The sequence below is a fragment of the Frigoribacterium sp. Leaf263 genome (assembly GCF_001422285.1).
In the GTDB taxonomy this organism is placed as follows: Bacteria; Actinomycetota; Actinomycetes; order Actinomycetales; family Microbacteriaceae; genus Frigoribacterium.
Window position 1 is genome coordinate 41817 of record NZ_LMMO01000005.1, and the last position, 22947, is coordinate 64763.

The window sequence follows — 22947 nt, forward strand, 5'->3', positions numbered from 1 at the left end:
CGTGAGCCCTCGCCTCGGACGATCCGCCGCCGCCGTGCGCCGTGCCCGCGCCTGGAACGACACCGGCCACAAGGTGGCCGAGCGCTGGGCCGTCATCCGGCAGCACCCGCACGCCATCTGGTGGGCCTTCGCGTCGCTCCACGGCACGGTCATGCTCGCGCTCACCCCGCTGATGGTCGCGGGCGACGTCACCGGAGATCTGCCCCTCTACCGGTCGTGGGCGAGCGGCGCCCTGGCCGACGGTCGCTGGCCCGTGCTCGACTACGACTGGGTCTACCCCGCCGGCGCTCTGGGGCCCATCGTCCTGTCGAACATCCTCGGCGAGTCGCTCTACCAGTTCGTCTGGCTGCTCCTGCTGACGGCGGCGAACGCCGGCGGGCTGTGGCTGCTGACCGACCGGGGCCGCAAGACCGTCGACGCCACGGCGGCCTGGTGGTGGCTGCTCATCCTGTTCCTGCTGGCGCCCGTCGGGTTCCTCCGGCTCGAGGGCTTCAGCGCCCCGATGATCGTGGCGGCTCTGCTGCTGCTGGCCACCCGCCCCCGCATCGCGGGCGTGCTGCTCGCCGTGGCCACCTGGATCAAGGTCTGGCCCGCCGCCGTCATCGCCGCCGCCGTGGCCGCCTCGAGGCGGCGCGGCACGATCGTCGGCGCCGGGGTGGCCACCAGCGCCGCGATCGTCGGGCTCGTCGTCGTCGGCGGAGGAGCCTCGCACCTCGACAGCTTCATCACCATGCAGTCGAGTCGCGGTCTGCAGCTCGAGGCGCCGATGTCGATGCCCTGGGTCTGGCTGTCGATGCTCGGGGTCCCCGGCTCATCCGTCTACGAGAACGTCGGCCTCGCGACGAACGAGGTCATGGGGCCGGGCGACGCCTGGCTCATCAACGGCAGCACGGGGCTCATGCTCGGCGTGCTGATCGTGCTGGCGCTCCTGACCGCCGTGGCCGCGAGGGGTCTGCCGGGCGCCCGTCGCGGGGCTCGCGCCGTCGACGAGACCGGCGTCGTCCTGCTCGGCGCCCTCGCCCTGACCACCACGTTCGTCACGCTCAACAAGGTCGGCTCGCCGCAGTACGTGCTGTGGATCGCGCCGGTCGTCGCCGTCGGGCTGGCGCTCCGCCCCGAGCAGTTCCGCGTGCCGTCGATCCTGGTCGCCTGGACGGCCGGTCTGACCACGCTGGTGTTCCCGATCCTGTACCTGGCGCTGCTCGATCTCAACCCGTTCGCGGTGGTCGTGCTGACGGTGCGCAACGCGCTGCTCGTCGTGCTCTTCGGGTGGTGCGCGCTCCGGGTGCTGTCCGAGGCGCTCTCCGCCGTCGGGCTGACCCGGCGCTCGCCGGTCGTCGAGCCCGTGGGCGCCGGACTGCGATCGCTGCGCTGACGGTGGATCTGGGCCTCCGGGGCCGTGTCGTGCCACCGTGGAGGGTCCAGAGCACGACAACGAGCAACTAGGAGCACTCATGAAAGGCAAGATCCTCTTCGTCGCAGGAGCGGCCGTCGGGTACGTCCTCGGAGCCCGCGCGGGCCGTGGCGCATACATCAAGATCAAGGACCGTGCCGGCGACCTGTGGGAGAACCCCTCCGTGCAGAAGACCGTCCACCAGGCCGAGGACTTCGTCAAGGAGAACGCACCCGTCGTCGGCGGCAAGCTGAAGGACGTCGCGAGCGACGCCGCCTCGGCCGCCCAGTCCACCGTCAAGTCCGCGTCGAAGAAGGCCGGCAAGGCCTCCGACGCGGTCGCGGACAAGGCCGACGAGGTCACGTCGAAGACGTCCGGCTCGAAGGGCGCCTCGAAGGGCTCGTCCGCCGTCGGCGCCGACAAGGGCTCGGCCGACACCGACGACCGGGACAACGGCACCTCGAAGCTCCCGGGAGTGAGCGTCGGTGACTGACCTCAAGAACCCCCAGGAGAGCACGAAGAAGTCGCTCGGCTCGCTGCTCGGCAGCCTGCCCGAGCTGATCTCGCGGCTCATCCGCGGAGAGATCGCGCTGGCGAAGACCGAGCTCGCGACGAAGCTGAAGGAGGTCGGGGTCGGTGCGGGTCTGCTCGTCGGAGCCGCGCTCTTCGGCTTCTTCCTGCTCGCCGTGCTGCTGACCGCGGCCGTGCTCGGTCTGGCGACCGTGGTGGCCCCGTGGCTGGCCGCCCTGATCGTGGCCGCCGTCCTGCTGATCGTCACCGCCGTGCTCGCCCTGCTGGGCGTCAAGGCGCTGAAGAAGGGCGTCCCGCCCACCCCGGAGAAGACCGTCGCCAGCGTCAAGGCCGACGTGACCGCGTTGAAGGGGCAGGGTGGCTATGACTCCGCGAAGCACTGAGCCGAAGCCCGACCCCGAACGCGAGCTCGCCGAGGCCCGAGCCGAGGAGGCGCGGGTCGAGAAGGCCGGCGCCACCGGTGACGAGACGCCCGCGGAGAACGAGAAGGGGCCGCGCCCCGGCGCGAGCATCCCCGAGATCGAGCTCGACATCGCCCGGACCCGCGAGGAGTTCGCGGCCACCCTCGACGCCATCGAGGACAAGCTGAGCGTCCCCGCTCACGCCCGTCGCCTGAAGGCGAGCGTCAAGCGGCGCTACGCCGATGACCCGAAGCCGGTCGTCGCCGCAGCCGCCCCCGGCGCGGCGGGCCTCGCGGCGATCGTCGCCGGCGTCGTCAAGGCCGCACGCCGCTGACGACGCCTCGGCGACCGCCTCGGCGCGGTGACCGGTCGTCGTGACCGGGCACCGCGCCTCCTTGGATTCATCACCCGAACACGCGACAGGACACACCCCCATGGCCCAGAAGAGCACCGAGCGCGAGCAGCAGTCGCCGTCGGCCGACGACGAGCGCAAGCCGCAGGACCTCACCGACGTCAAGAAGCCCTCGTGGGGGTACGTGCTCGGCAAGACGCTGCGCGAGTTCACCCGCGACCAGTGCACCGACCTCGCCGCGGGGCTGACGTACTACGCCGTGCTCGCGATCTTCCCGGCGCTGCTGGCCATCGTGTCGCTGCTCGGCGTCGTCGGACAGGCCGAAGCGACGGCCACGACCCTGCTCGACCTGGTGCGCCAGGCGGGATCGCCCCAGGTGGCGGAGCTTCTCGAGGGGCCGATCCTGCAGCTGACGAAGTCGCCCGCCGCCGGCGTCGCGCTGATCGTCGGTGTGCTCGGCGCCCTCTGGTCGGCCTCCGGATACGTGGGCGGCTTCGGTCGGGCCATGAACCGCATCTACGGCATCGACGAGGGACGACCGATCTGGAAGCTGCGTCCCACGATGCTCGGAGTGACGGCCTTCACCGTCGTGCTGATCGTCGCGGCCGCGCTCATCCTCGTCATCAGCGGGCCGATCGCGCAGACCGCCGGCGACCTGATCGGACTCGGCTCGACCGCCGTGTTCGTCTGGAACGTCGCCAAGTGGCCGGTGCTCGCGGTGATCGCGATCGTCATCGTCGCGGTGCTGTACTACTGGGCCCCGAACATCCAGCAGCCGAAGTTCAAGTGGATGAGCCTCGGCTCGCTCGTCGCCCTGGTCATCTGGCTGATCGCCTCGGTGGGCTTCGGCTTCTACGTCGCCAACTTCTCGAACTACAACGCGACCTACGGATCGCTCGGCGCCGTCATCGTGTTCCTGCTGTGGCTCTGGATCACGAACAACGCCCTGCTCTTCGGCGCCGAGTTCGACGCCGAGCTCGAGCGCGGGCGCGAGCTGCAGGCCGGCATGAAGGCCGAGAGCGAGATCCTGCTGCCGCCGCGCGACACCGCCCAGACCGAGAAGAAGGCGGCCGCGCTCGCCAAGGACGAGCTCGAGGGCATGCGCCTGCGCCAGGCCGCCGCCGCCGAGATGGCGCGCCGGGGCGAGGAGCAGCCCGAGGCCGACGGCGACGGCGGCTCGGCCCCGTCCGACGACCACCCCGACCCCGACTCGCCGGACGCTGGCAAGCGCTGACCGCTGCGCCGGCTGCGCGCCGCCGGCTGCGCGCCGCCGGCTGCGCACCGCCGGCCGCGTGCTACACCCCGAAACCCGCGCTACACCCCGATTTCTCGGGGTGTAGCGCGGGTTTCGAGGTGTAGCGGCGTGCTCAGAACGAGAAGCCGAGCTCGCCGGGGTAGTCGCCGCGCGCGGTCAGGGTGGTGGCGGCGTCGCGCAGGTGCGAGAGCGTCAGACCCATGGTCGTCGGCCCGAAGCTGACCCGCGAGACGCCGAGCTCGGCGAGACGCGCCAGGGGCACGGCCGACGGGTTCGAGATGACGCTGACCTTGCCGTCGATGCGGTCGAGGGCGGCCTTGACGAGGTCCTCGGTGCCGAGGCCGAGCACGAAGGCGCAGTCGGCGCCGGCCGCGAGGTACGCGTTGGCCCGGGTGATGGCGTCGTCGAAGCCGTCGGGGTCGCCGGCGAGCGAGTCGACGCGGGCGTTGATGACGATCGGCACGCCGGCGCGGTCGCCCGCCTGACGGGCGGCGGCCACCTTCGAGACCTGCGTGTCGATGTCGTAGAGGGGGGCCTTGGCCTGGCCGATGCTGTCTTCGATGTTGAGGCCGGCCGCGCCCTCCTCGATGAGGCGGAAGACGTTGTCGAGCGTCCCGGCGGCATCGGAGGCGTACGCCTTCTCGAAGTCGACGGACACCGGCAGATCGACGGAGCGGATGATGATGCGGGCCGCGGCGAGCATCTCGTCGACGTCGAGGCCCTCGCCGTCTTCGACGCCGTGCGCCTCGCTGATGGAGTGGGAGGCGGTGGCCAGGGCCCGCACGCCCGGTGCGCCGGCGACGACCCGCGCCGTGATGCTGTCCCACACGTTGGTCACGATCAGCGGATCGCCGGGGACGTGCAGCGAGCGGAGCAGTTCGGCCTTCTCGGCTGTGGAGGAGATGGACATGCCCCCAGCCAACCAGCCCAGGCTGTGCGGCACCAGCCCCCGCCCGGCCGAGGCCGAGACCCCGGGAGACCGCTCAGGCCCCTGTGCGCGAGCGGGGGTCTGAGCGGTTCTCGGGGGTGTCAGCGGGTGTCAGCGGGTGTCAGCTGCTCGCGGATGGCGGCGATGCGGCCGGGCACCGTGTCGTCCTGCAGGCTCGTGGTGTCGCCGAGCGGGCGGCCGTCGACGATGTCGCCGAGCAGGCGACGCATGATCTTGCCCGAGCGGGTCTTGGGCAGGTCGGGCACGACCAGCACCGTCGCGGGCTTGGCGATCGGGCCGATCTGGTCGGCGACGTGGGCTCGCAGCGCGCCCGACAGCGACCCCGCGAGCGGAGCCCAGATCTGCGGTTCGCGCGCGCACCCGGAATCCGGCACCGCGCCTCCGGCGGGTCGGGAGGCGGGCACGACGAAGGCGGCGATCGCCTGACCGGTGCGGTCGTCGGCGACACCGACGACCGCCGCCTCGGCCACGAGCGGGTGCGCCACCAGCGACGACTCGATCTCGATCGTCGACAGACGGTGACCCGACACGTTGATCACGTCGTCGACGCGCCCGAGCACCCAGATGTCGCCGTCGGCGTCGTACTTCGCGCCGTCGCCCGAGAAGAACCAGCCCTGGCGCCAGTACTTCGCCCAGTACGAGTCGCGATAGCGCTTCGGGTCGCCCCACACGGTGCGGGCCAGCGACGGAGGCGTCTGCTGCACGACGAGGTAGCCGCCGGCGCCGTTCGGCACGCGAGCGCCGTCGTCGTCGACCACAGCCGTCGAGACTCCGGGCAGAGCCCGCAGCGACGAGCCCGGCTTGAGGGTGTCGACGCCCGGCAGCGGCGCCATGACGCTCGCCCCCGTCTCGGACTGCCACCAGGTGTCGACGATCGGGCACTCGCCGCGGCCGAACTGCTCGTGGAACCAGACCCACGCCTCGGGGTTGATCGCCTCGCCGACGGTGCCGAGCAGACGCAGCGACGAGAGGTCGTACGTGTCGGGGAGCCCGTCGGGGAACCACGACGAGAGGGTGCGCACCAGGGTGGGGGCCGTGTAGTACGTGGTCACGCCGTAGCGCTCGATGATCTCGAGGTGCCGGGCCGGGTGCGGGGTGTCGGGCGTGCCCTCGTAGATCACCTGGGTCAGGCCGTTCGAGAGCGGCCCGTAGATCTCGTACGTGTGGGCCGTCACCCAGGCGAGGTCGGCCGTGCACCAGTGGACGTCGTCGGGCTTCGCGTCGAAGACCGCCCAGTGCGTGTAGCTCGCCGCCGTGAGGTACCCGCCGCTGGTGTGCACCAGCCCCTTCGGGCGACCGGTCGTGCCGCTGGTGTACATGATGAACAGCGGCGTCTCGGCGTCGAAGGCCTCGGGGTCGTCGGTGTCGGGCTGGGGGTCGACGACGTCGTGCCACCACAGGTCGCGGCCCTCGGTCCAGGGCACGTCGGGGGTCTGATCGCCCGTCCGGCGGACGACGAGCACGTGCTCGATGGCGTTGGAGCCGCTGACCGCGTGGTCGGCGTTCGCCTTGACCGGCACCGCGCCTCCTCGACGGAACTGGCCGTCGGTGGTCACGAGCAGCTTGGCCCCGGTGTCTTCGACGCGGAACCTCAGGGCCTCGCCCGAGAAGCCGCCGAACACGAGCGAGTGGATCGCCCCGATGCGCGCGATGGCCAGGGTGACGACGATCGTCTCGGCGATCACCGGCAGGTAGACGACGACGCGGTCGCCCTTCGTGACGCCGAGCGATCGCAGGCCGTTCGCCGCCTTGACGACCTCGCGCTGCAGCTGGGCGTACGTGATGTCGCGCCGGTCGCCGGGCTCGCCCTCGACGTGCAGTGCGACCTTCTCTCCGCGCCCGGCCGCGACGTGACGGTCGACGCAGTTGACCGCGACGTTGAGGCGCCCTCCGGCGAACCAGGTGGCCTCGGGGACGGTCAGCTCGCCGTCAGGGCCCTCCGTCACGGGCGACCAGGTGTGGGCCGTGCGCCAGGGGGTGTCCCATTCGAGTCGGTGCGCCTGCTCCTCCCAGAAGGCGACGGGATCGGCGGCGGCTCGCGCGTGCTCGGACGAGGCCACGTTCGCGGTCGCGGCGAGCCCGGGAGGCGCGGGGAACCGCCGCCGCTCGTCGAGCAGATTCGAGATGGTGTCGGTCGTCGCCATCCGACGATGCTACGAGCCGGGCGGGTGCGCCACCGGGGCGTCGGCAACCCGGCGTAACACGCCCGAGCACCCGCGGCCGGGGGAGGGAGCGACGCGCGGACTCCTGGGGACGGACGAGCTCTCCACGGAAGCGGACGGATCAGGTGCGGATGAGCGCCGATCGTCTTACTCTGAGACTCACTCCGCTCCAGACGGCGGTCCGCCCCGGGGGTCGGACCGCGCCGACTCCTGGTGCGACGACAGGAGCAGACGTGCAGATCACCTCAGGTCGTGGGCGCGTCCGCCTCGGCACCGCCCTCGCGCTCGCCGGAGCCCTCGTGCTCTCGCCTCTGGCGGCCGTCGCCGCCGAGCCGGCCCCCGAGACGCCTGCGCCGTCTGCAGCGCCGACGGAGACCTCCGCCGTCGCCGAGACGCCTGCGCCGGCCGAGACGCCCGCGCTGGCCGAGACGGCCGTGCCGGCCGAGACGCCCGCGCTGGCCGAGACGCCCGCGCTGGCCGAGACGCCCGCGCCGGCCGACACGCCCGATGCGCCCGCCCCGGTCGAGCCGACCGCCGCCGTGGCGCCCGAGGCGCTCGCCGCCGTCGAGCTCATGAACTACGTCGTCAACGTCGACGCCACCGAGACCGCCGTCGCCGAGGCGCGCGCGGCCGTGGTCGCCTCCGGCGGGGTCGTGCTGATGAGCTACCCCGAGATCGGGGTGGTGACCGCGCAGTCGTCCGACACCGGTTTCCTCGATGCGATCCGCGCCTCCTCGGGCGTGCGGTCGGCCGGACCGACGCGCCAGGCCGCCGTCACCGAGGGGGCCGTCGCCGCCGACTGGGCGGGTGGCACCCTCGCGATCGACCGACCCCGCGCAGAGGCCGGGATCACCGCCGCGCCTCTCGTCTCGCAGCAGTGGGACATGGACGCCATCGGCGCCCCGCAGGCGCGCTCCCTCGAGCCGGGCGACGCCGACGTGCTCGTGGGCGTCCTCGACAGCGGCATCGCCGTCGACCACCCCGATCTCGCGACGCAGGTCGACCCGGCCGCGTCGGTCGGCTGCTCGGTCAACGGGATCCCCGATCAGAGCAGATCCGCGTGGATCCCCGTCGACGACAGCGAGTCGCACGGCACGCACGTCGCGGGCACGATCGCGGCGAACGCCGACGGCAGCGGCATCACCGGCGTCGCGCCGGGCGTCACCCTCGCGAGCGTCAAGGTCGTCAACCACGACGGGTTCATCTACCCCGAGTACGCGCTCTGCGGCTTCATGTGGGCCGCCGCGCAGGGCATGGACGTCACGAACAACAGCTACTACGTCGACCCGTGGGCGTTCTGGTGCGAGGGGCAGCCCGAGCAGCAGCCCGCGCTCGACGCCGTCGAGAAGGCCGTCGCCTGGTCGCAGCAGCAGGGCGTGCTGAACATCGCGGCGGCCGGCAACGAGGACTACGACCTCGCGAACAAGACCACCGAGTCGACCAGCCCGGACGACGGCGTCTACGACTCCGAGGGGAACCACGTCTCGGGTCCGCGGCCCATCGAGGACCGCGACGTGTCCGAGGGGTGCGTCGACCTGCCCGCCGGCGTCGACGGCGTCGTCACGGTCGCCTCGGTCGCGCAGCAGCCCGACGGCTCGGTCGCGAAGTCGTCGTTCTCGAACTACGGCGAGGGCGAGATCGACGTCGCGGCACCCGGCTCCGCGATCCTCAGCACGGTGTTCGGCGGTCGCTACGACGTCTACAGCGGCACCTCGATGGCGTCGCCGCACGTCGCCGGCGTCGCTGCTCTGCTCGCCACGACCCACCCCGATGCGAGCCCCGCCGAGCTGCAGACCCTGCTGACCTCGCAGGCCGCCGATCTCGGCGACAGCGAGCTCTACGGCGCCGGACTCGTCGACGCCTTCGCCGCCGTGACCGAGGGCCTCGACCTCGGCCCGACGGCAGCCGTCGCCGACGCCACCATCCAGGCCGGGGTCCCGTTCCGGCTGCTCGGAGCGGGCTTCGCGCCGGGTGAGGCCGTCGTGCTCACGCTCGAAGCGGGCGGCGTCGATCAGGACGACCCGAACCTCGTCTCGACCGTCGCCTCGAGCGACGGCCGTCTCGACGTCGTCGGGCAGTTCGGGCCGGCGGCGCCGGTCGGTCCCGCCACGATCGAGATCACGGGCGCGGGCGGGCCCAGGGCACGTGTCGCCGTCGACGTCACGGCGCCCCTCGCCGGGCCCGGGGTCTCGTCGCCCGCCGACGGCGACACGCTGGACGGCGACACCGTCACGGTGACCGGCACGGCACGACCGGGCGCCGGGGTGGTCGCGGGCATCGCCCTGTCCGGTGACGACATGGTGCGCGCCGGCGTCGACGAGGCCGGTCTGGCCGGCGACGCGCTCGCCGCCGCCGAGCGACGGGTCGCCGCGGGGCTCGAGGCCGCCGAGCCCGTCCCGTTCGACCCCGACGCCCCCATCACCGTGGCGGCGGCCTTCGCCGACGCGCGCGGAGCATGGAGCGTCGAGTTCGCCGACGTCCCCGGCGGCGACTTCATCGCGGTCGGCCTCGCGCAGGTCCTCTCGGACGGCAGCGTCTCGGCCCCCGGCGACCCCGTCGCCTTCTCGGTCGAACGCGCCGTGGCCGAGGTCCCGCCGGCTCCCGAGAGCCCGCCGGCCGTGACCGACCCGGTCGCGCCCGTCGAGCCGGCCGGAGCCGCGCCCACCCCCGACATCGCCCCCGCGGGCGGCCCGACCGCCCTCGCCTACACCGGCTCCGAGTCCGCGCCCGCCCTCGGGCTCGCCGGGATGCTCGTCGTGGCGGGTCTCGCCCTCGTGATCGCGACGGCTGCCGGGCGACGTCGGCGGCGGGCCGAGGAGGCGCGGGTCGACACGACGGGCGTCCTCCCGTCCGACTGACCCTCCCGCTCCACGGACCCTCCCGCTCCACGGACCCCGGCGCCGACGGCACCGGGGTCCGTTCCGTCGGCACCGGGGCCCGTCCCGCCGGCCCGGCGAGGTGCGCCCCAACCGGCGCCGGGACCCGCCGGCACCGGCCCGAGAAGGGTTCATCCACCGATCCCGAATGACAGATTTGCATATCGCACGCTATGCGTGAAATATGGACCAGCGGTCGTGCGATCACCGCGCTCCGGTCGTGGCATGCGCTCTGAATGCATGAGGCATGAAAGCCTGTAGCATTCCTCTCGACCGTTCCGTCGGAAGGACTCCAGGAGCCCATGGTGCAGAACATCGACACGCCCTCGACGTCACCCTCGACGCCGGGCGCGGCACCTCGTGCGCCGCGCCGTCGCCGCCGGGACATCCAGGGCCTCCGCGCTCTCGCGGTCGCGGCGGTCGTCGTCGAGCACGTGTCGGGCTGGCCCCGCGGCGGTTTCGTCGGCGTCGACGTCTTCTTCGTGCTGTCGGGGTTCCTCATCACGGGGCTGCTCGTGCGCGAGCACGAGCGCACGGGCCGCATCTCGATGCGCGGCTTCTACCGGCGCCGTGTCAAGCGGCTCCTGCCCTCCGCCCTCGTGGTGCTCGTCGTGACCCTGGGGGCGGTCGCCGCCCTGCTGTCGACCAGCAGGCTCCTCTCGTCGGCGGTGGACGCCGCCTGGTCGGCCGTGTTCGTCGCCAACTGGCACGAGGCCGCGCAGGGCACCGACTACTTCGCGGCCGACGGGCCCGTCTCGCCCTTCCGGCACTTCTGGTCGCTCTCGGTCGAAGAGCAGTTCTACGTCGTCTGGCCCCTGGTCGTGCTGCTCGTGGCGGCGGTCTCGACGCGACGTCTCCGGGGCGTGCTCGCCGTCACCCTGACCGTGCTCTGCCTCGGCTCGTTCGCCTGGGCCGTCGTGCAGACGGCCGAGGCGCCGGTGACGGCGTACTACTCGACCCTGACCCGCGCGTGGGAGCTCGGAGCCGGCGCCCTGCTCGCCGTGACGATCGGGATCTGGCGAGCCGCGCCTCCTGCGGTGGGGACGATCCTGTCGTGGCTCGGTCTCGTGGTGGTCGTCGCGTCGATGCTCGTGATCGACGAGGGGTGGGGGTTCCCGGGGCCCTGGGCCGTCGTGCCCGTGCTCGCGACCGCGGCCATGCTGGCGGGTGGTTCGGTGCCGGGCGCTCGATCGCCGGTCGTGCTCACCAACCGCGTCAGCGGCTATCTCGGCGACATCAGCTACTCGCTCTATCTGTGGCACTTCCCGGCGCTCGTCGTCATCCAGGCCGTCGCCCCCGGGGCGATCGTCGCCGTGTACGTGGCCTCGGTCGGTCTCGCCGTCGTGGGGCACCACCTCGTCGAGAAGCCGGCCATGACCTCGTCCTGGCGGCTGCGGCGCCCTCGGGGCGAGCGGTCGCGGACGCCGGGCCGGGGGCGCGAGCAGCGATTCGCCGCCGTGGGTGCGCTCGCGCTCGTCGCCACGGCGGCCGTCGCGCTGGCCGCCGAGAACGTCAGGCCGCTGCCGGCGCCGCCCGTCATCGCCTCCGGGGGCCAGGGCTCGGCGGCCGGGGGTGCGCAAGCGGGCGGCGAGGGCCCGTCAGGAGGCGCGGGCGACGACGTCGGGGCCGCGTCGGGGCCCGCACTCGGTCCGGCGGGCACGGCCCTCCGGGAGCGGATCGTCGCCGCGCTCGGTGCGACGACCTGGCCCGAGCTCGATCCCCCGGCCGACGGGGTCGTCCCGGGAGGCGCGCACCTGCCCTGCGGCGACATCGAGGAGCTCGCCCCCGCCGATCAGTGCGCCTTCGGGCCGAGCGACGCGGGCACGACCGTCGTGCTCGCCGGCGACTCGACCGCCGCCCACCAGCTCGACTCGCTCGTGACGCTCGCCGAGGCCCCGGGCAGCGACCTGCGGGTGGTGGCGCGGGTCGGCTTCGCCTGCTCGTTCGTCGACCTCGCCTGGGACACCGACGACACGGAGGCCTGCGCCGCCTACCGGGCGGCCACCCTCGAGACGATCGAGGCGCTCCGGCCCGACGTGCTGCTCGTGCAGAACACCTACGAGCCCATGCCGCTCGCCGGCGAGGGGCGCGATGCGACCGTCGGCGAGCTCGTCGGCGGGCTCGAACGCTATCTCGATCTCGTCGAGGCGTCGGCGGGCCAGGTGGTCCATCTCTCGCCGCCGCCACCGGGCGCGAGCATCCGCGAGTGCTATCGGCCCGGCGGGTCTCCCGTCGACTGCCTGACCCGGGTCGGCGGCCCCTGGCTCGAGAGGGCCGCCGCGATCGGCGCACTCGCCGAGGCTCGCGAGCAGCCGTGGATCGACGCCCGCGACCTCACCTGCGTCGACGGCGTGTGCCCGGCCTTCGTCGGCGACTCGGTCGTCAAGATCGACTACGTGCACTACTCGGGGCCTTTCGCGGTCGACATGGCCCCGGCGCTCGGCGAGCGGCTCGCCACGGCCGGGGTCAGGGGCTTCGGCGACGCCCCCTGAACGATTCCCAGCGAACGCTGATCCTCCGGGGGCCCGCCCCATGCCCATGGTGATCGGGCTGTGGAGAACCCAGCCCGCGCCTCCGGTGGACCGATCCGTCGCACTTGGCCCTCGGCGGCCCCCTGACTACGGTGGGCCGTCGTCCCGCCCAGGGACTCGTGGAACGACCCGCCGTCGCGCGGGGCCACGACGGCACCGCACGTCACCCCGTTGCCCGGGCTGCGGTCGCCGCCATCCGACCGATCTGGTGAGAGGCGGGCAACGGTTCGAGCGCGTCAGCGCCGTGCCGGGGTGACCTCGACGGAGCACACGCACACATGTCACGAATCACACGCACCTCCCGCACGACCGCCCCGAAGCACCTCGCCGCGAAGACCGCCTCCGGCCCGGGACGGACCCGCGGTCTCCTCGGGACGGCAGCCGTCGTCGCTCTCGCCGGCGCCGGCGTCGGTCTGGCCGCCGCTCCCGCCAGCGCCGCCGACGTCTCGACCTGGGACGCCATCGCCCAGTGCGAGAGCGGCGGCAACTGGTCCATCGACACCGGCAACGGCTACTCGGGCGGCCTGCAGTTCAGCCCGAGCACCTGGGCCGCCTTCGGGGGGACGGGCAGCGCGGCGAGCGCCAGCAAGGGCGAGCAGATCGCCGTGGCCGAGCGCGTGCTCGCATCGCAGGGCTGGGGCGCCTGGCCCTCGTGCTCGGCCCAGCTCGGGCTGAGCGGCACCTCGGGCGCCGCTCCCGCTCCGGCGCCCGCACCGGCTCCGGCGCCCGCACCGGCCGCCGAGGCGCCCGCCGCCGCCCCGGCTCCTCAGGCGCAGGCCCCCGCTCAGGCGCAGGCCCCCGCCCCGGCGGCCGCACCCGCGCCCGCCGCTCCGGTCGTGCCCGAGATCGCGGCCGTTCCGACGAGCGGCGAGACCTACACGGTCGAGGCCGGCGACAGTCTCGACATCATCGCCACCGACCTCGACATCGAGGGCGGCTGGGTCACCCTCGCCGGGGCCAACCTCGACACGGTCGCGGACCCCGACATGATCACCGTCGGACAGGAGCTGCAGCTCCCCGCCGAGAAGTAGTCGCTCCGCGCGGAGCGGATCGCAGGCGCCCCTCGAGGGCGTGACGAGGAGGCGCGGGTCGACCCGCGCCTCCTCGTCGCATGCCTAGGATGGTCCGGACCGCCACCTGAAGAAGGACCCCGTGACGAAGGCCCCCACCGTCTACGACGTGGCCGCGCACGCGGCCGTGTCGATCGCGACGGTGTCGCGGGTGCTGCGGCGCCCCGACGACGTGCGTCCCGAGACCCGCACTCGCGTGCTCGAGTCGGTGCGCGCGCTCGGCTACGTGCCGAGCGGCGCCGCGCGAGGGCTCGCGGGTCGACGGCACGGCGTGCTGGGGCTGTTCCTGCCGGGGCACGACGCGATCGACGAGCCCGAGCCCGACTGGGCGATGCTCACCGACTCGAGTCGCATCCCCCTCGTCGACGACCGGGAGGCGCGGGTCGCCCCGTCCGCCCAGGGCACCGCCCCGGGTGCGGAGCCGGCCTCACGGGGCGGCGGCCCGAGCGGCGGCCCGCTGGGTGCGGGCGCCCCCGTCGCGACCGCTCGGCACTGGTCGAACCCGGCGAACCTCTACTTCGACGAGGTGCTGCGCGGCGCGGAGGTGGAGTCGTGGCGACGCGGATTCGCGCTCATGGTCGCCGCCGGTCGCGGATCGAGCCGCGAGGTCATCGTGAACGACATCGCGGGCCGGGTCGACGGTCTGGCCGTCCTCGCGCAGACGGTGCCGGCCGACCTCCTCGCCCACGTCTCGCGGCGGATCCCCGTCGTCGTGCTCGCCGACTCCCGCCCGGGCGACGAGCTCGACCACGTCAGCGTCGACAACGTCGCCGGCATGCGGGCGCTGACCGCGTTCGTGCTCGACGGGCCGGGCGCGTCCGATCTGGTCTACGTCACCGGCCCGAGCGACTCGCCCGACGAGGCCGACCGGCACCGCGGCTTCGACGAGGCCGTCGCCGCGCACCGCTCCGCCGCTCGCTCGAGCGGCGCGGGCGCCCGCTCCGCCGCCGACGCGGACGCCGAGGTGCGGGTGCGGGTCGAGCGGGGCGACTTCAGCCGCGACGGCGGGCGCCGAGTGGCGGAGGAGCTGCTCGCCCGGGCGGAGCCCCTGCCCGACGCCGTGGTCTGCGCCAACGACCAGACCGCGCTCGGCGTGCTCGACGTCTTCGGCCGGGCCGGCGTCGACGTCCCCGGTCGTGTACGGGTGACGGGCTTCGACGGCATCGAGGCCGGGCGCTTCTCCTCACCCCGGCTCACGACCGTGCGCCAGCCGATGGGCGAGCTCGGCCGCGTCGCCGTCCGCTCGGTGGTCCGGCGGCTGACCGACCCGGGGCTCGCCCCGCAGCGCGTCACCCTGCCCGTCGAGGTGCTGCTGCGCGAGAGCTGCCCCGCCCGGTGAGCGACGGCGCGACCCGCGCCTCCTCGGCTCGCGGCCCGCGCCTCCTCGGCTCGCGGCCTGCGCCTCCTGGGCTCCCGCCTACCGCCCGCGCTGCCCGGTGTCGATCCCGGTGACGCTCCCGTCGTCGGGGCCGAAGACGAAGTAGTGCACCCGGTCGGCCTCGACGCCGTGCTCGATGAGCGCGGCGCGGGCGATCGCCATGAACGGGACGGGCCCGCAGAGGAACACGCGGTGCTCCGCCGTGAGGGCGACCGTGCCGAGATCGATGGGGTCGAGGTAGGCGCCCTGACCGTCGATCGACTCGCCGATCCCGCCCGCGGCGGTCAGCGCGCTGAGGCTGCCCTGCGTGTAGCTCACGCGCAGCGAGGCGTTCGGCATGGCGGCCACGAGGGCTTCGAGCTCGGTGCGGTGGGCGTGCCGTTCGGGCGTGCGCTCGAAGTGCAGCGCCGTGACCGGGCGCAGCGGCTCGGTCCGCGCGAGGTGGTCGAGCATCCCGAGCACCGGGGTGCAGCCGATCCCGGCCGAGACGAACAGCAGCGGGGCGTCGTCGAGCTCGTCGATGGTCAGCGACCCGATCGGCGGCGACACCCGGACGACGCCGCCCACGGCGATCTCGTCGCGCAGGTGGGTCGACACCTCGCCGTCGGGCGCGAACCCGCCCCCGTCGAGCACCCGGGCGCTGATCCGCCACTGCTCGTCGGGGCCGCCGCGCAGGCTGTACTGCCTGATCTGGCGGGCCCCGTCGGCGAGCTCGACCTGCACCGACGCGAACTGCCCGGCACGGTACCGGGGCAGCGCCTCGCTGTCGGCCGAGACGAGGGTGAGAGCCACGACGTCCTCCGCCTCGAGGCGATGCTCGGTGACGATGGCCTCGCGCCACTCCTCGTCGGGCTCGAGGTCGGCGTGCCGGTAGAGGTCGTCGACGGCGTCGGCGACCTCGGCGATCACCTGGCGGTACAGGGCGGTCCACGCCTCGACGGCCTCGTCGTCGAGGGCCTCCGGGCTGGCCTCGTCGGAGACGGAGACCGAATCCGAGTGCGAGGAGGAGGCAGAGGCCGAGGAGGCGCGCATCGCCTCCCGCAGAGCGGCCTCGAAGGCGGGGTGGTCGTGTCGACGGATGCCGAGCGCGGCGTGCCGCTGGGCGAGTCGCGAGGTGATCTCGGCCGCGGTGGACCCGGCGAGGGTGGGCGCCCCGGCCTGGCGCGACGTCGGGTGCAGGGTCGCCGCCGCACGGGCGCTGCTGCTCGTGCCGCTGCCGGGTGCGGCGTCGATGACCGCCTCGGCGAGGGCGACGACGGTGCGGGCGAGCTCGCGAGCCTGGCGGCCCTGAGCGTGCTCGCCGCGGTTGAAGCGGTCGCGCAGCAGGTCGGGCCGGGCCGCGAACAGCCGGTCGTAGAAGTCCGTCGCGATCGCGTCGGCGTGGGCGGCCACGGGGGGCAGCGTGCGGGTCAGGGCGGCGAGCTGCGACGCGGTGACCATGGGGACGCTCCTCGCGGCGGGATCGGGCGTCCGGCCTGCTCTCGATGATGGCGGCTCGAGATGAGGACCCGCTGCGCACTCTCTCGATCTCGAATGATCGCGCCAGCGCCACCGCGCTCGCTCACGCGGTGACACGCAGTCGCCGCACCTGCCTGCACCCGCATGGCTCGCAGCGCACCCACCACCCGGGACACCGCTTGCCGTTCCACCATGTATGCGCTTACACTCATCAGACTCACCTCGACGACGAATGAGAGAACCGTGGCGATGAAGCACACGTCAAGACCCCGCGCGCTCGTGCGCGCAGCGGCGGCCGCCACGGCTGCCGCGCTGCTGCTGGCCGGTTGCAGCATCCAGATCCGCAGCCAACCCGATCCGACGATCGGCGACGACACGATGCTGATCAACGCCGACAAGGGCAACCCGCAGTTCGAGCGGAACTTCAACCCGTTCCTCACGAACAAGCGCACCGCGTCGACCTGGATCTACGAGCCCCTGCTCGAGATCAATCCGCTCGACGGCGAGATCACCCCCTGGCTCGCCAGCGAGACGACCCTGCCCGACGCCCGCACGGTCGACATGACGATCCGCAGCGGCGTCGAGTGGTCCGACGGCACGCCGATGACCCCGGCCGACGTCGAGTACACGTTCGAGCTGATCCGCGACGAGCCGACGCTCGACCTCAAGGGCGCCTGGCAGCACATCGACACCATCGAGGTGGACGGCGACCACGTCATCTTCCATCTGCAGACCGACGACGTGCCGGCGATGGAGATCATCGGTCAGACGACGATCGTGCCCGAGCACCTGTGGAGCACCGTCGACGACCCCACGACGTACCGCAACCCCGATCCGGTCGGCACCGGCCCGTTCACCCTCGGCAACTACTCGCCCCAGCAGTACTCGATGGACAAGAACGAGACCTACTGGCAGGCCGAGAAGATCGACATCGCGCACCTGATCCTGCCCGCGACGAACAACCAGCTCGACACCGTCACGCGCGGCTACGACTGGTCGTACTCGTTCATCAGCGACGTCGAGGGCACCTGGGGCGCGGCGAGTCCCGACAACCAGTACTGGTTCCCGCCGGGAGGCGTGATCGGTCTCGTGCCGAATCTCACCAAGGCCCCGTTCGACGACGTGAACCTCCGTCGCGGCATCGCCCTGGCGCTCGATCGCGACAGCATCGCCGAGTCCGCGACCGAGGGCTACCTCGAGCCGGCCGGTCAGACCGGGCTCATCCTGCCGAACCAGCAGGACGACCTCGACCCGTCCATCCCGAACGACGGCATCGTCGAGCAGGACGTCGACGGGGCCCTGGCGGCCTTCGCCGAGTCGGGCTACACGCAGCAGGGTGACCGCCTCGTCGGTCCCGACGGCGAGCAGCTGCGCATCACGATCCTCACGGCCAACGGCTACACCGACTGGCTGCGGGCGGTTCAGGAGGTGCGGAGCCAGCTGGGCGCGATCGGCGTCGACGTGCAGATCCAGGCTCCCCAGCCGGCCGGCTACCAGTCGGCCATCGCCAACGGCGAGTTCGACATGGCGATGGGCGGCATGGGCAACGGCAACGTCTACCAGGCGTTCAACAACCTGCTGAACAGCGAGTTCGCGACCCCGGTCGGCGAGACGACCGCGGCGAACTTCGAGCGCTTCAGCGATCCGGCCGTCGACGCCCTGCTCGACGAGTGGAAGGCCTCGACCGACCCCGCCGACCAGCAGCGGCTCTCGTACGAGCTGCAGAACGTCGTCTACGACCAGCTGCCGGTGATCGGCCTCTACTACGGCGGTCTCTGGGGTCTGTTCAACGACGCCAAGTTCACGGGCTGGCCGACCGCGGAGGACCCGTACATGGCCCCGCAGAACTACGACCAGGCCCCGCTGCTGATCTTCACCAAGCTCAAGCGCGTTCAGAACGACGGGGGAGACCAGTGAAGTACGCCGCTCAGAAGCTCGGCCTGTTCGTGCTCACCCTGTGGGCCGCGGTCACCCTGAACTTCATCCTGCCGAGGCTCATGCCCGGCAGCCCCACCGACGCCGCCATCGCCAAGCTGTCGCAGAACGGCCCGGTGTCCGAGGCGACCCGGGCCGCCATCGAGGCCCAGCTCGGCGTGCCGTCCGGCAACGTCCTGCAGCAGTACGTGAGCTACCTCGGGCAGGTCGTCCGACTCGACTTCGGCACGAGCTACACGTTCTTCCCCGAGACGGTGGGCCACCTGGTCGGCCAGGCGCTGCCGTACACGCTGATCCTCGTCGGGGTCTGCACGATCATCGCCTTCGTGCTCGGCACCCTGATCGGCGTGGCCGCCGCGTGGAAGCGCGGCACCTGGCTCGACTCGCTGCCGACCCTGTCGGGCAGCTTCATGAGCACGTTCCCGTACTTCTGGACGGCGCTCCTCCTGCTGTTCTTCCTCGGCTACGTGCTGCACTGGTTCCCGACCACCGGCGCCTACGGGGCGACGACGACGCCCGGGTTCACCCCCGCGTTCATCGGCGACGCCCTGCTGCACGCCGTCCTGCCCGCCGTCACGATCCTCCTGACCAGCCTCGGCGGCTGGATCCTCGGCATGCGGAACGCGATGATCTCGACGCTCGGCGACGACTACGTCACCTTCGCCGAGGCGAACGGCCTCAAGGGCCGCACGGTCGCCGTGCGCTACGCGGCCCGCAACGCGATCCTGCCGAACCTCACCGGCTTCGGCCTCGCGCTCGGCGGCGTCGTCGGCGGCTCGATCCTCGTCGAGCAGGTGTTCGGCTACCCCGGCATCGGCTACCTGCTGTTCAACGCCGTCATCGGCCAGGACTACCCGCTGATGCAGGCCCTCTTCCTGATGATCACGGTCAGCGTGCTCGTCGCCAACTTCCTCGTCGACATCTTGTACGGCGTGCTCGACCCAAGGACCCGCCGATGACCTCCACCGTGTCCGTCCACCTGCCCGAGGGCGCGCCGCCGAGCGGCCCCGCCGAGCAGAAGGCGCCCAGTCGCTGGCTCACCATCGGCCGCATGGCCGCGACCATCTGGTCGAACCCCAAGGCGAAGATCGGCGTGATCATCCTCGGCGTCTTCGTGCTGACGGCGATCTTCGCCCCGCTGCTGGCCCCCTACGGCGGCAGCGAGAACGGCTTCGAGCGCAACGCCGACGCGAGCTGGGCCCACTGGATGGGCACGACGGCCGCCGGCGAGGACGTCTTGAGCCAGCTCATCTACGGCGCCCGCATCAGCGTGCTGGTCGGCGTCGTCGCCGGCGTGCTCTCGACTCTGATCGCCGTGGGGATCGGTCTCAGCTGGGGCTACATGAAGGGCTTCGGCGGAGAGGTCGTCGGCTTCGTCGTCAACCTGTTCCTGGTGATCCCGGGCCTCCCGCTCATGATCGTGATCGCGGCGTATCTGCAGAACGGCGGGATCCTCGTGATCATGGCCGTCATCGTCGTGACCGGCTGGGCCTGGGGCGCGCGGGTGCTCCGCAGCCAGACGCAGTCGCTGCGCTCGCGGGACTTCGTCACGGCGGCCCGGTTCTCGGGCGAGAGCTCGGGGCGCATCGTGTTCCGCGAGATCCTGCCGAACATGACCTCGCTCATCACCGGCTCGTTCTTCGGCGCCGCCACGAGCGCGATCCTCGCCGAGGCCGGTCTCGAGTTCCTCGGGCTCGGCGACTCGTCGATCGTCAGCTGGGGCACGATCCTCTACTGGGCCCAGAACTCGAACGCCCTGCTCACGGGTCAGTGGATCCTGCTGTTCGCGCCGGGTCTCTGCATCGCCCTGCTCGCGATGAGCCTCACCCTCATCAACTTCGGTGTCGACGCCGTCGGCAACCCCCGCCTCCGCGAAGGCGGAGCCAAGAAGGCGAAGGAGGCGCGCGCATGCGCGCTGGAGCTCGAAGAAACGCGAAGCGTTTCCGCGACGCCAGCGCCGAGCCGGCCTGCCGGATCGGACCAGCGAGCAACCGGAACAGAGGACGAATCATGAGCACGAGCAACGACGTCCGCGACGACGTCCTCCTCGACGTGCGCGATCTGAGCGTCGTGTACGAGAGCGCGGGAGCCGAGCCGGTCCAGGCCGTCGACCACGTGTCGTTCCAGCTGAGGCGCGGCGAGTTCGTCGGCCTGGTCGGCGAGTCCGGCTCGGGCAAGTCGACCCTCGGCTACGCGCTCACCCGGCTGCAGAAGCCGCCGGCCCGCACCAACGGCGGCAGCATCCTGTTCGACGGCGCCGACGTCCAGGGGCTCGGCACCGAGGCCCTGCGGCAGCAGCGGCAGGGCGGCTTCGCGATGGTGCTGCAGTCGGGCATGAACGCGCTGAACCCGGTGCGCACCATCCGCAACCACTTCGTCGACGTCTTCAAGGCCCACGGCCACGTGCCGCGCGACCAGTGGCACAGCCGCGCCGTCGAGCTCGTCTCGAAGGTCGAGCTCGACCCGAGCGTGCTCGCGAGGTTCCCGGGCGAGCTCTCGGGCGGCATGCGCCAGCGGGTGTCGATCGCGCTGGCCCTGTCGCTCGAGCCGCAGCTGATGGTGTTCGACGAGCCGACCACGGCCCTCGACGTGCTGGTGCAGCACGCCGTGATGGACACGATCATCGCGCTGCAGCGCAGCGAGGGCTTCACGGCCGTGCTGATCAGTCACGACCTCGGCATCGTGCTCGAGTCCGCCCAGCGAGTGCTGGTCATGCACGAGGGCCGCATCGTCGAGGACGGTGCGAGCGCCGACGTGCTCGAGAACCCGCAGGACGACTACACGCGCATGCTGCTCTCGCACTACGCCGACCCACGCGCCGAGGTCGTCTCGCTGCCCGGCTTCGAAGACCGCTCGATCCGTCACGCGCGGGGCGAGCGCCGGGTCGACACGACCACCTCGGTGCCGACCGTGTCGACGCGGGGGCAGCGGGTCGCGCAGCAGCCCATCGTCGTGAGCGGGGTGACGAAGACCTACGCGCCTCCTCGGCGGGGTGACGAGCCCGTGCGCGCGGTGCGCGACGTCTCGTTCAGCCTCGAGCCGGGTCGATCGCTGGCCCTCGTCGGTCAGAGCGGCTCGGGCAAGAGCACGATCGCCAAGCTCGTGACGGGCGTCGAGCGCCCGACCAGCGGCAGCGTCACGTTCGGCGACACCGACGTGACGAAGCTGCGGGGCCGCGCGCTGCGGAGCTTCCGCAGCGACGTGCAGATGGTCTTCCAAGACCCCTACGCCGCCCTCAACCCGCTGCACACGGTCGAGTACACGCTGACGCGCCCGGTCGTGAACTTCACGGGCCTCACCGGTCAGGAGGCGCGGCGCCGGGTGCTCGAACTGCTCGAGACGGTCGGTCTGACGCCGGTCGAGCAGTTCGCGGCGAAGCTGCCGCACCAGCTGTCGGGCGGTCAGCGGCAGCGCGTCGTCATCGCCCGGGCGCTCGCCAGCGACCCGCAGGTGATCATCGCCGACGAGCCGGTCTCGATGCTCGACGTCTCGCTGCGGGCCGGCGTGCTCGCCCTGCTCGAGGATCTCCGCGAGCAGTGGGGCGTCTCGCTGCTCTACATCACGCACGACCTGCTCAGCGCGCGGCTGATCACCGACGACATCATGGTGCTCAACCAGGGCGCCGTGGTCGAGCGGGGCGGCACGGCCGAGGTGCTGCAGCGGCCGACCGACCTGTACACGATCACGCTGCTCGACGCGGTGCCGAACCCCCGGCGCTCGCTGGCGACGGGCGGTGCGCGATGAGCCTGCACGACTTCGCCTCGCACCCCGTGTTCGGCGACCTGCCGGTGGCCGAGGGGGTCGACACGGTGGCGATCGACCTGCCCGTCGGTCGGCTGAGCGCCTACCGCGTGGTGCCCGACGGGCCCACCGTCGGCACCGTGCTCGTCGTGCCCGGGTACACCGGCTCGAAAGAGGACTTCCGCGTCACGATGCCGCTGCTGCGCGACGCCGGGTTCGAGGTGATCGTGGTCTCGCGACGCGGTCAGGCCGACTCGGTCGCGCCTCCGTCGCTCGACGATCACACCCTGGACGAGGAGGCGCGCGACATCGTGCGCATCGCCCCGCTGCTCGCCGACGGTCGCCCCGTGCACCTGCTCGGCCACAGTCTCGGCGGCGTCATCGGCCGCGCAGCCGTGCTGCAGGCGCCCGAGCTGTTCTCGTCGTACACGATGCTCTGCTCGGGCCCGCACGGCTGGGCGGATCGCAAATACCTCGAACGCCATCTCGTGGCCGAGAAGGGCGGCGCCGCGCTGTTCGACTCGACGAACCCGATCACGCTCGGCCTCGACGACGCCGAGCTCGCCGCCCTCGACCCCGAGCTGGCCTTCGTCCGCACGCGCATGCGGCGGACGAGCCCGCACAGTCTGATCGGCGGCGCGCGCATCCTCGAGCTGCCGGAGGACACCACCGAGGCGCTCGCCGCCACCGGCGTGCCCGTGCTCGTCGCGCACGGCGAATGGGACGCCGCCTGGCCGATCCCCTGGCAGCGCGACATGGCCTCCCGGCTCGGCGCCCGCTACGAGATCGTCGCCGGAGCGTGGCACTCGCCGCAGATCGAGCAGCCGGCGGCGACGGTCGCGCTGCTCGCCGACTTCTGGGGCTCGGTGCCGGGGCCGACCCGCGCCTCCTGACCCGCGCCTCCTGACCCGCACC

17 protein-coding genes are annotated in these 22947 nt (G+C 72.6%); 14 read left to right on the forward strand and 3 right to left on the reverse strand.

Annotated features, from left to right (window positions below; all coding sequences use genetic code 11):
- Nucleotide 1: 1 nt before the first annotated feature.
- The 5 genes from ASF17_RS13285 (at nt 2) to ASF17_RS13305 (ending at nt 3911) form a co-directional block, all read left to right on the forward strand.
- The gene (locus ASF17_RS13285) at nt 2–1375 is read left to right on the forward strand and encodes a glycosyltransferase 87 family protein (RefSeq protein ID WP_055800990.1); all 1374 of its coding nucleotides are present in this window, start codon (nt 2–4) and stop codon (nt 1373–1375) included.
- A gap of 79 nt (nt 1376–1454) precedes the next feature.
- On the forward strand, nt 1455–1886 hold the full coding sequence (locus ASF17_RS13290) for a hypothetical protein (protein WP_055800994.1): 432 nt from the start codon (nt 1455–1457) through the stop codon (nt 1884–1886).
- Nucleotides 1879–2307 (forward strand): phage holin family protein, encoded by a 429-nt coding sequence (locus ASF17_RS13295; protein WP_055800995.1) that lies wholly within the window; start codon nt 1879–1881, stop codon nt 2305–2307. The genes ASF17_RS13290 and ASF17_RS13295 overlap by 8 nt, the downstream gene beginning before the upstream one ends.
- Nucleotides 2288–2659: a DUF3618 domain-containing protein gene (locus ASF17_RS13300; protein ID WP_055800999.1), complete on the forward strand. Its 372-nt coding sequence runs from the start codon at nt 2288–2290 to the stop codon at nt 2657–2659. Before ASF17_RS13295 ends, ASF17_RS13300 begins: the two co-directional genes overlap by 20 nt.
- A gap of 100 nt (nt 2660–2759) precedes the next feature.
- The gene (locus ASF17_RS13305) at nt 2760–3911 is read left to right on the forward strand and encodes a YihY/virulence factor BrkB family protein (RefSeq protein WP_082475385.1); all 1152 of its coding nucleotides are present in this window, start codon (nt 2760–2762) and stop codon (nt 3909–3911) included.
- Nucleotides 3912–4044: 133 nt separating this feature from the next.
- Here ASF17_RS13305 and ASF17_RS13310 read toward each other — a convergent pair whose 3' ends face one another.
- Complete coding sequence (locus ASF17_RS13310) at nt 4045–4842, reverse strand: isocitrate lyase/PEP mutase family protein (protein ID WP_055801002.1); 798 nt, start codon at nt 4840–4842, stop codon at nt 4045–4047.
- Between the two features lie 119 nt (nt 4843–4961).
- Complete coding sequence (gene acs / locus ASF17_RS13315; RefSeq protein WP_055801006.1) at nt 4962–7025, reverse strand: acetate--CoA ligase; 2064 nt, start codon at nt 7023–7025, stop codon at nt 4962–4964.
- Nucleotides 7026–7276: 251 nt separating this feature from the next.
- Here acs and ASF17_RS15655 point away from each other — a divergent pair, with 251 nt between their 5' ends.
- The 4 genes from ASF17_RS15655 (at nt 7277) to ASF17_RS13335 (ending at nt 14859) form a co-directional block, all read left to right on the forward strand.
- Nucleotides 7277–9901 (forward strand): S8 family peptidase, encoded by a 2625-nt coding sequence (locus ASF17_RS15655; protein WP_055801008.1) that lies wholly within the window; start codon nt 7277–7279, stop codon nt 9899–9901.
- A gap of 320 nt (nt 9902–10221) precedes the next feature.
- Nucleotides 10222–12411 (forward strand): acyltransferase family protein, encoded by a 2190-nt coding sequence (locus tag ASF17_RS13325; protein ID WP_055801012.1) that lies wholly within the window; start codon nt 10222–10224, stop codon nt 12409–12411.
- Between the two features lie 317 nt (nt 12412–12728).
- The gene (locus ASF17_RS13330) at nt 12729–13481 is read left to right on the forward strand and encodes a LysM peptidoglycan-binding domain-containing protein (RefSeq protein WP_082475386.1); all 753 of its coding nucleotides are present in this window, start codon (nt 12729–12731) and stop codon (nt 13479–13481) included.
- Nucleotides 13482–13602: 121 nt separating this feature from the next.
- Nucleotides 13603–14859 carry a LacI family DNA-binding transcriptional regulator gene (locus tag ASF17_RS13335; protein WP_055801017.1) on the forward strand — a complete coding sequence of 419 codons (1257 nt, stop codon included), beginning with the start codon at nt 13603–13605 and terminating at the stop codon, nt 14857–14859.
- Nucleotides 14860–14937: 78 nt separating this feature from the next.
- Here the strand turns inward: ASF17_RS13335 and ASF17_RS13340 are convergent, their stop codons facing one another.
- Nucleotides 14938–16338: an FAD-binding oxidoreductase gene (locus tag ASF17_RS13340; RefSeq protein ID WP_055801020.1), complete on the reverse strand. Its 1401-nt coding sequence runs from the start codon at nt 16336–16338 to the stop codon at nt 14938–14940.
- Between the two features lie 267 nt (nt 16339–16605).
- On the opposite strand from ASF17_RS13340, the gene ASF17_RS13345 reads away from it, so the two are divergent.
- Genes ASF17_RS13345 through ASF17_RS13365 form a run of 5 tightly spaced genes read left to right on the forward strand, consistent with a single transcriptional unit; the run spans nt 16606 to nt 22925 of the window.
- Nucleotides 16606–18273: an ABC transporter substrate-binding protein gene (locus ASF17_RS13345; protein WP_055801022.1), complete on the forward strand. Its 1668-nt coding sequence runs from the start codon at nt 16606–16608 to the stop codon at nt 18271–18273.
- Nucleotides 18270–19250, forward strand: a complete 981-nt coding sequence (locus tag ASF17_RS13350; protein ID WP_055801025.1) for an ABC transporter permease — start codon at nt 18270–18272, stop codon at nt 19248–19250. The genes ASF17_RS13345 and ASF17_RS13350 overlap by 4 nt, the downstream gene beginning before the upstream one ends.
- Nucleotides 19247–20305, forward strand: a complete 1059-nt coding sequence (locus ASF17_RS13355) for an ABC transporter permease (protein WP_082475387.1) — start codon at nt 19247–19249, stop codon at nt 20303–20305. Before ASF17_RS13350 ends, ASF17_RS13355 begins: the two co-directional genes overlap by 4 nt.
- Nucleotides 20302–22035, forward strand: a complete 1734-nt coding sequence (locus tag ASF17_RS13360) for an ABC transporter ATP-binding protein (RefSeq protein WP_055801028.1) — start codon at nt 20302–20304, stop codon at nt 22033–22035. Before ASF17_RS13355 ends, ASF17_RS13360 begins: the two co-directional genes overlap by 4 nt.
- Complete coding sequence (locus ASF17_RS13365; RefSeq protein ID WP_055801033.1) at nt 22032–22925, forward strand: alpha/beta fold hydrolase; 894 nt, start codon at nt 22032–22034, stop codon at nt 22923–22925. Before ASF17_RS13360 ends, ASF17_RS13365 begins: the two co-directional genes overlap by 4 nt.
- Nucleotides 22926–22947 lie beyond the last annotated feature (22 nt).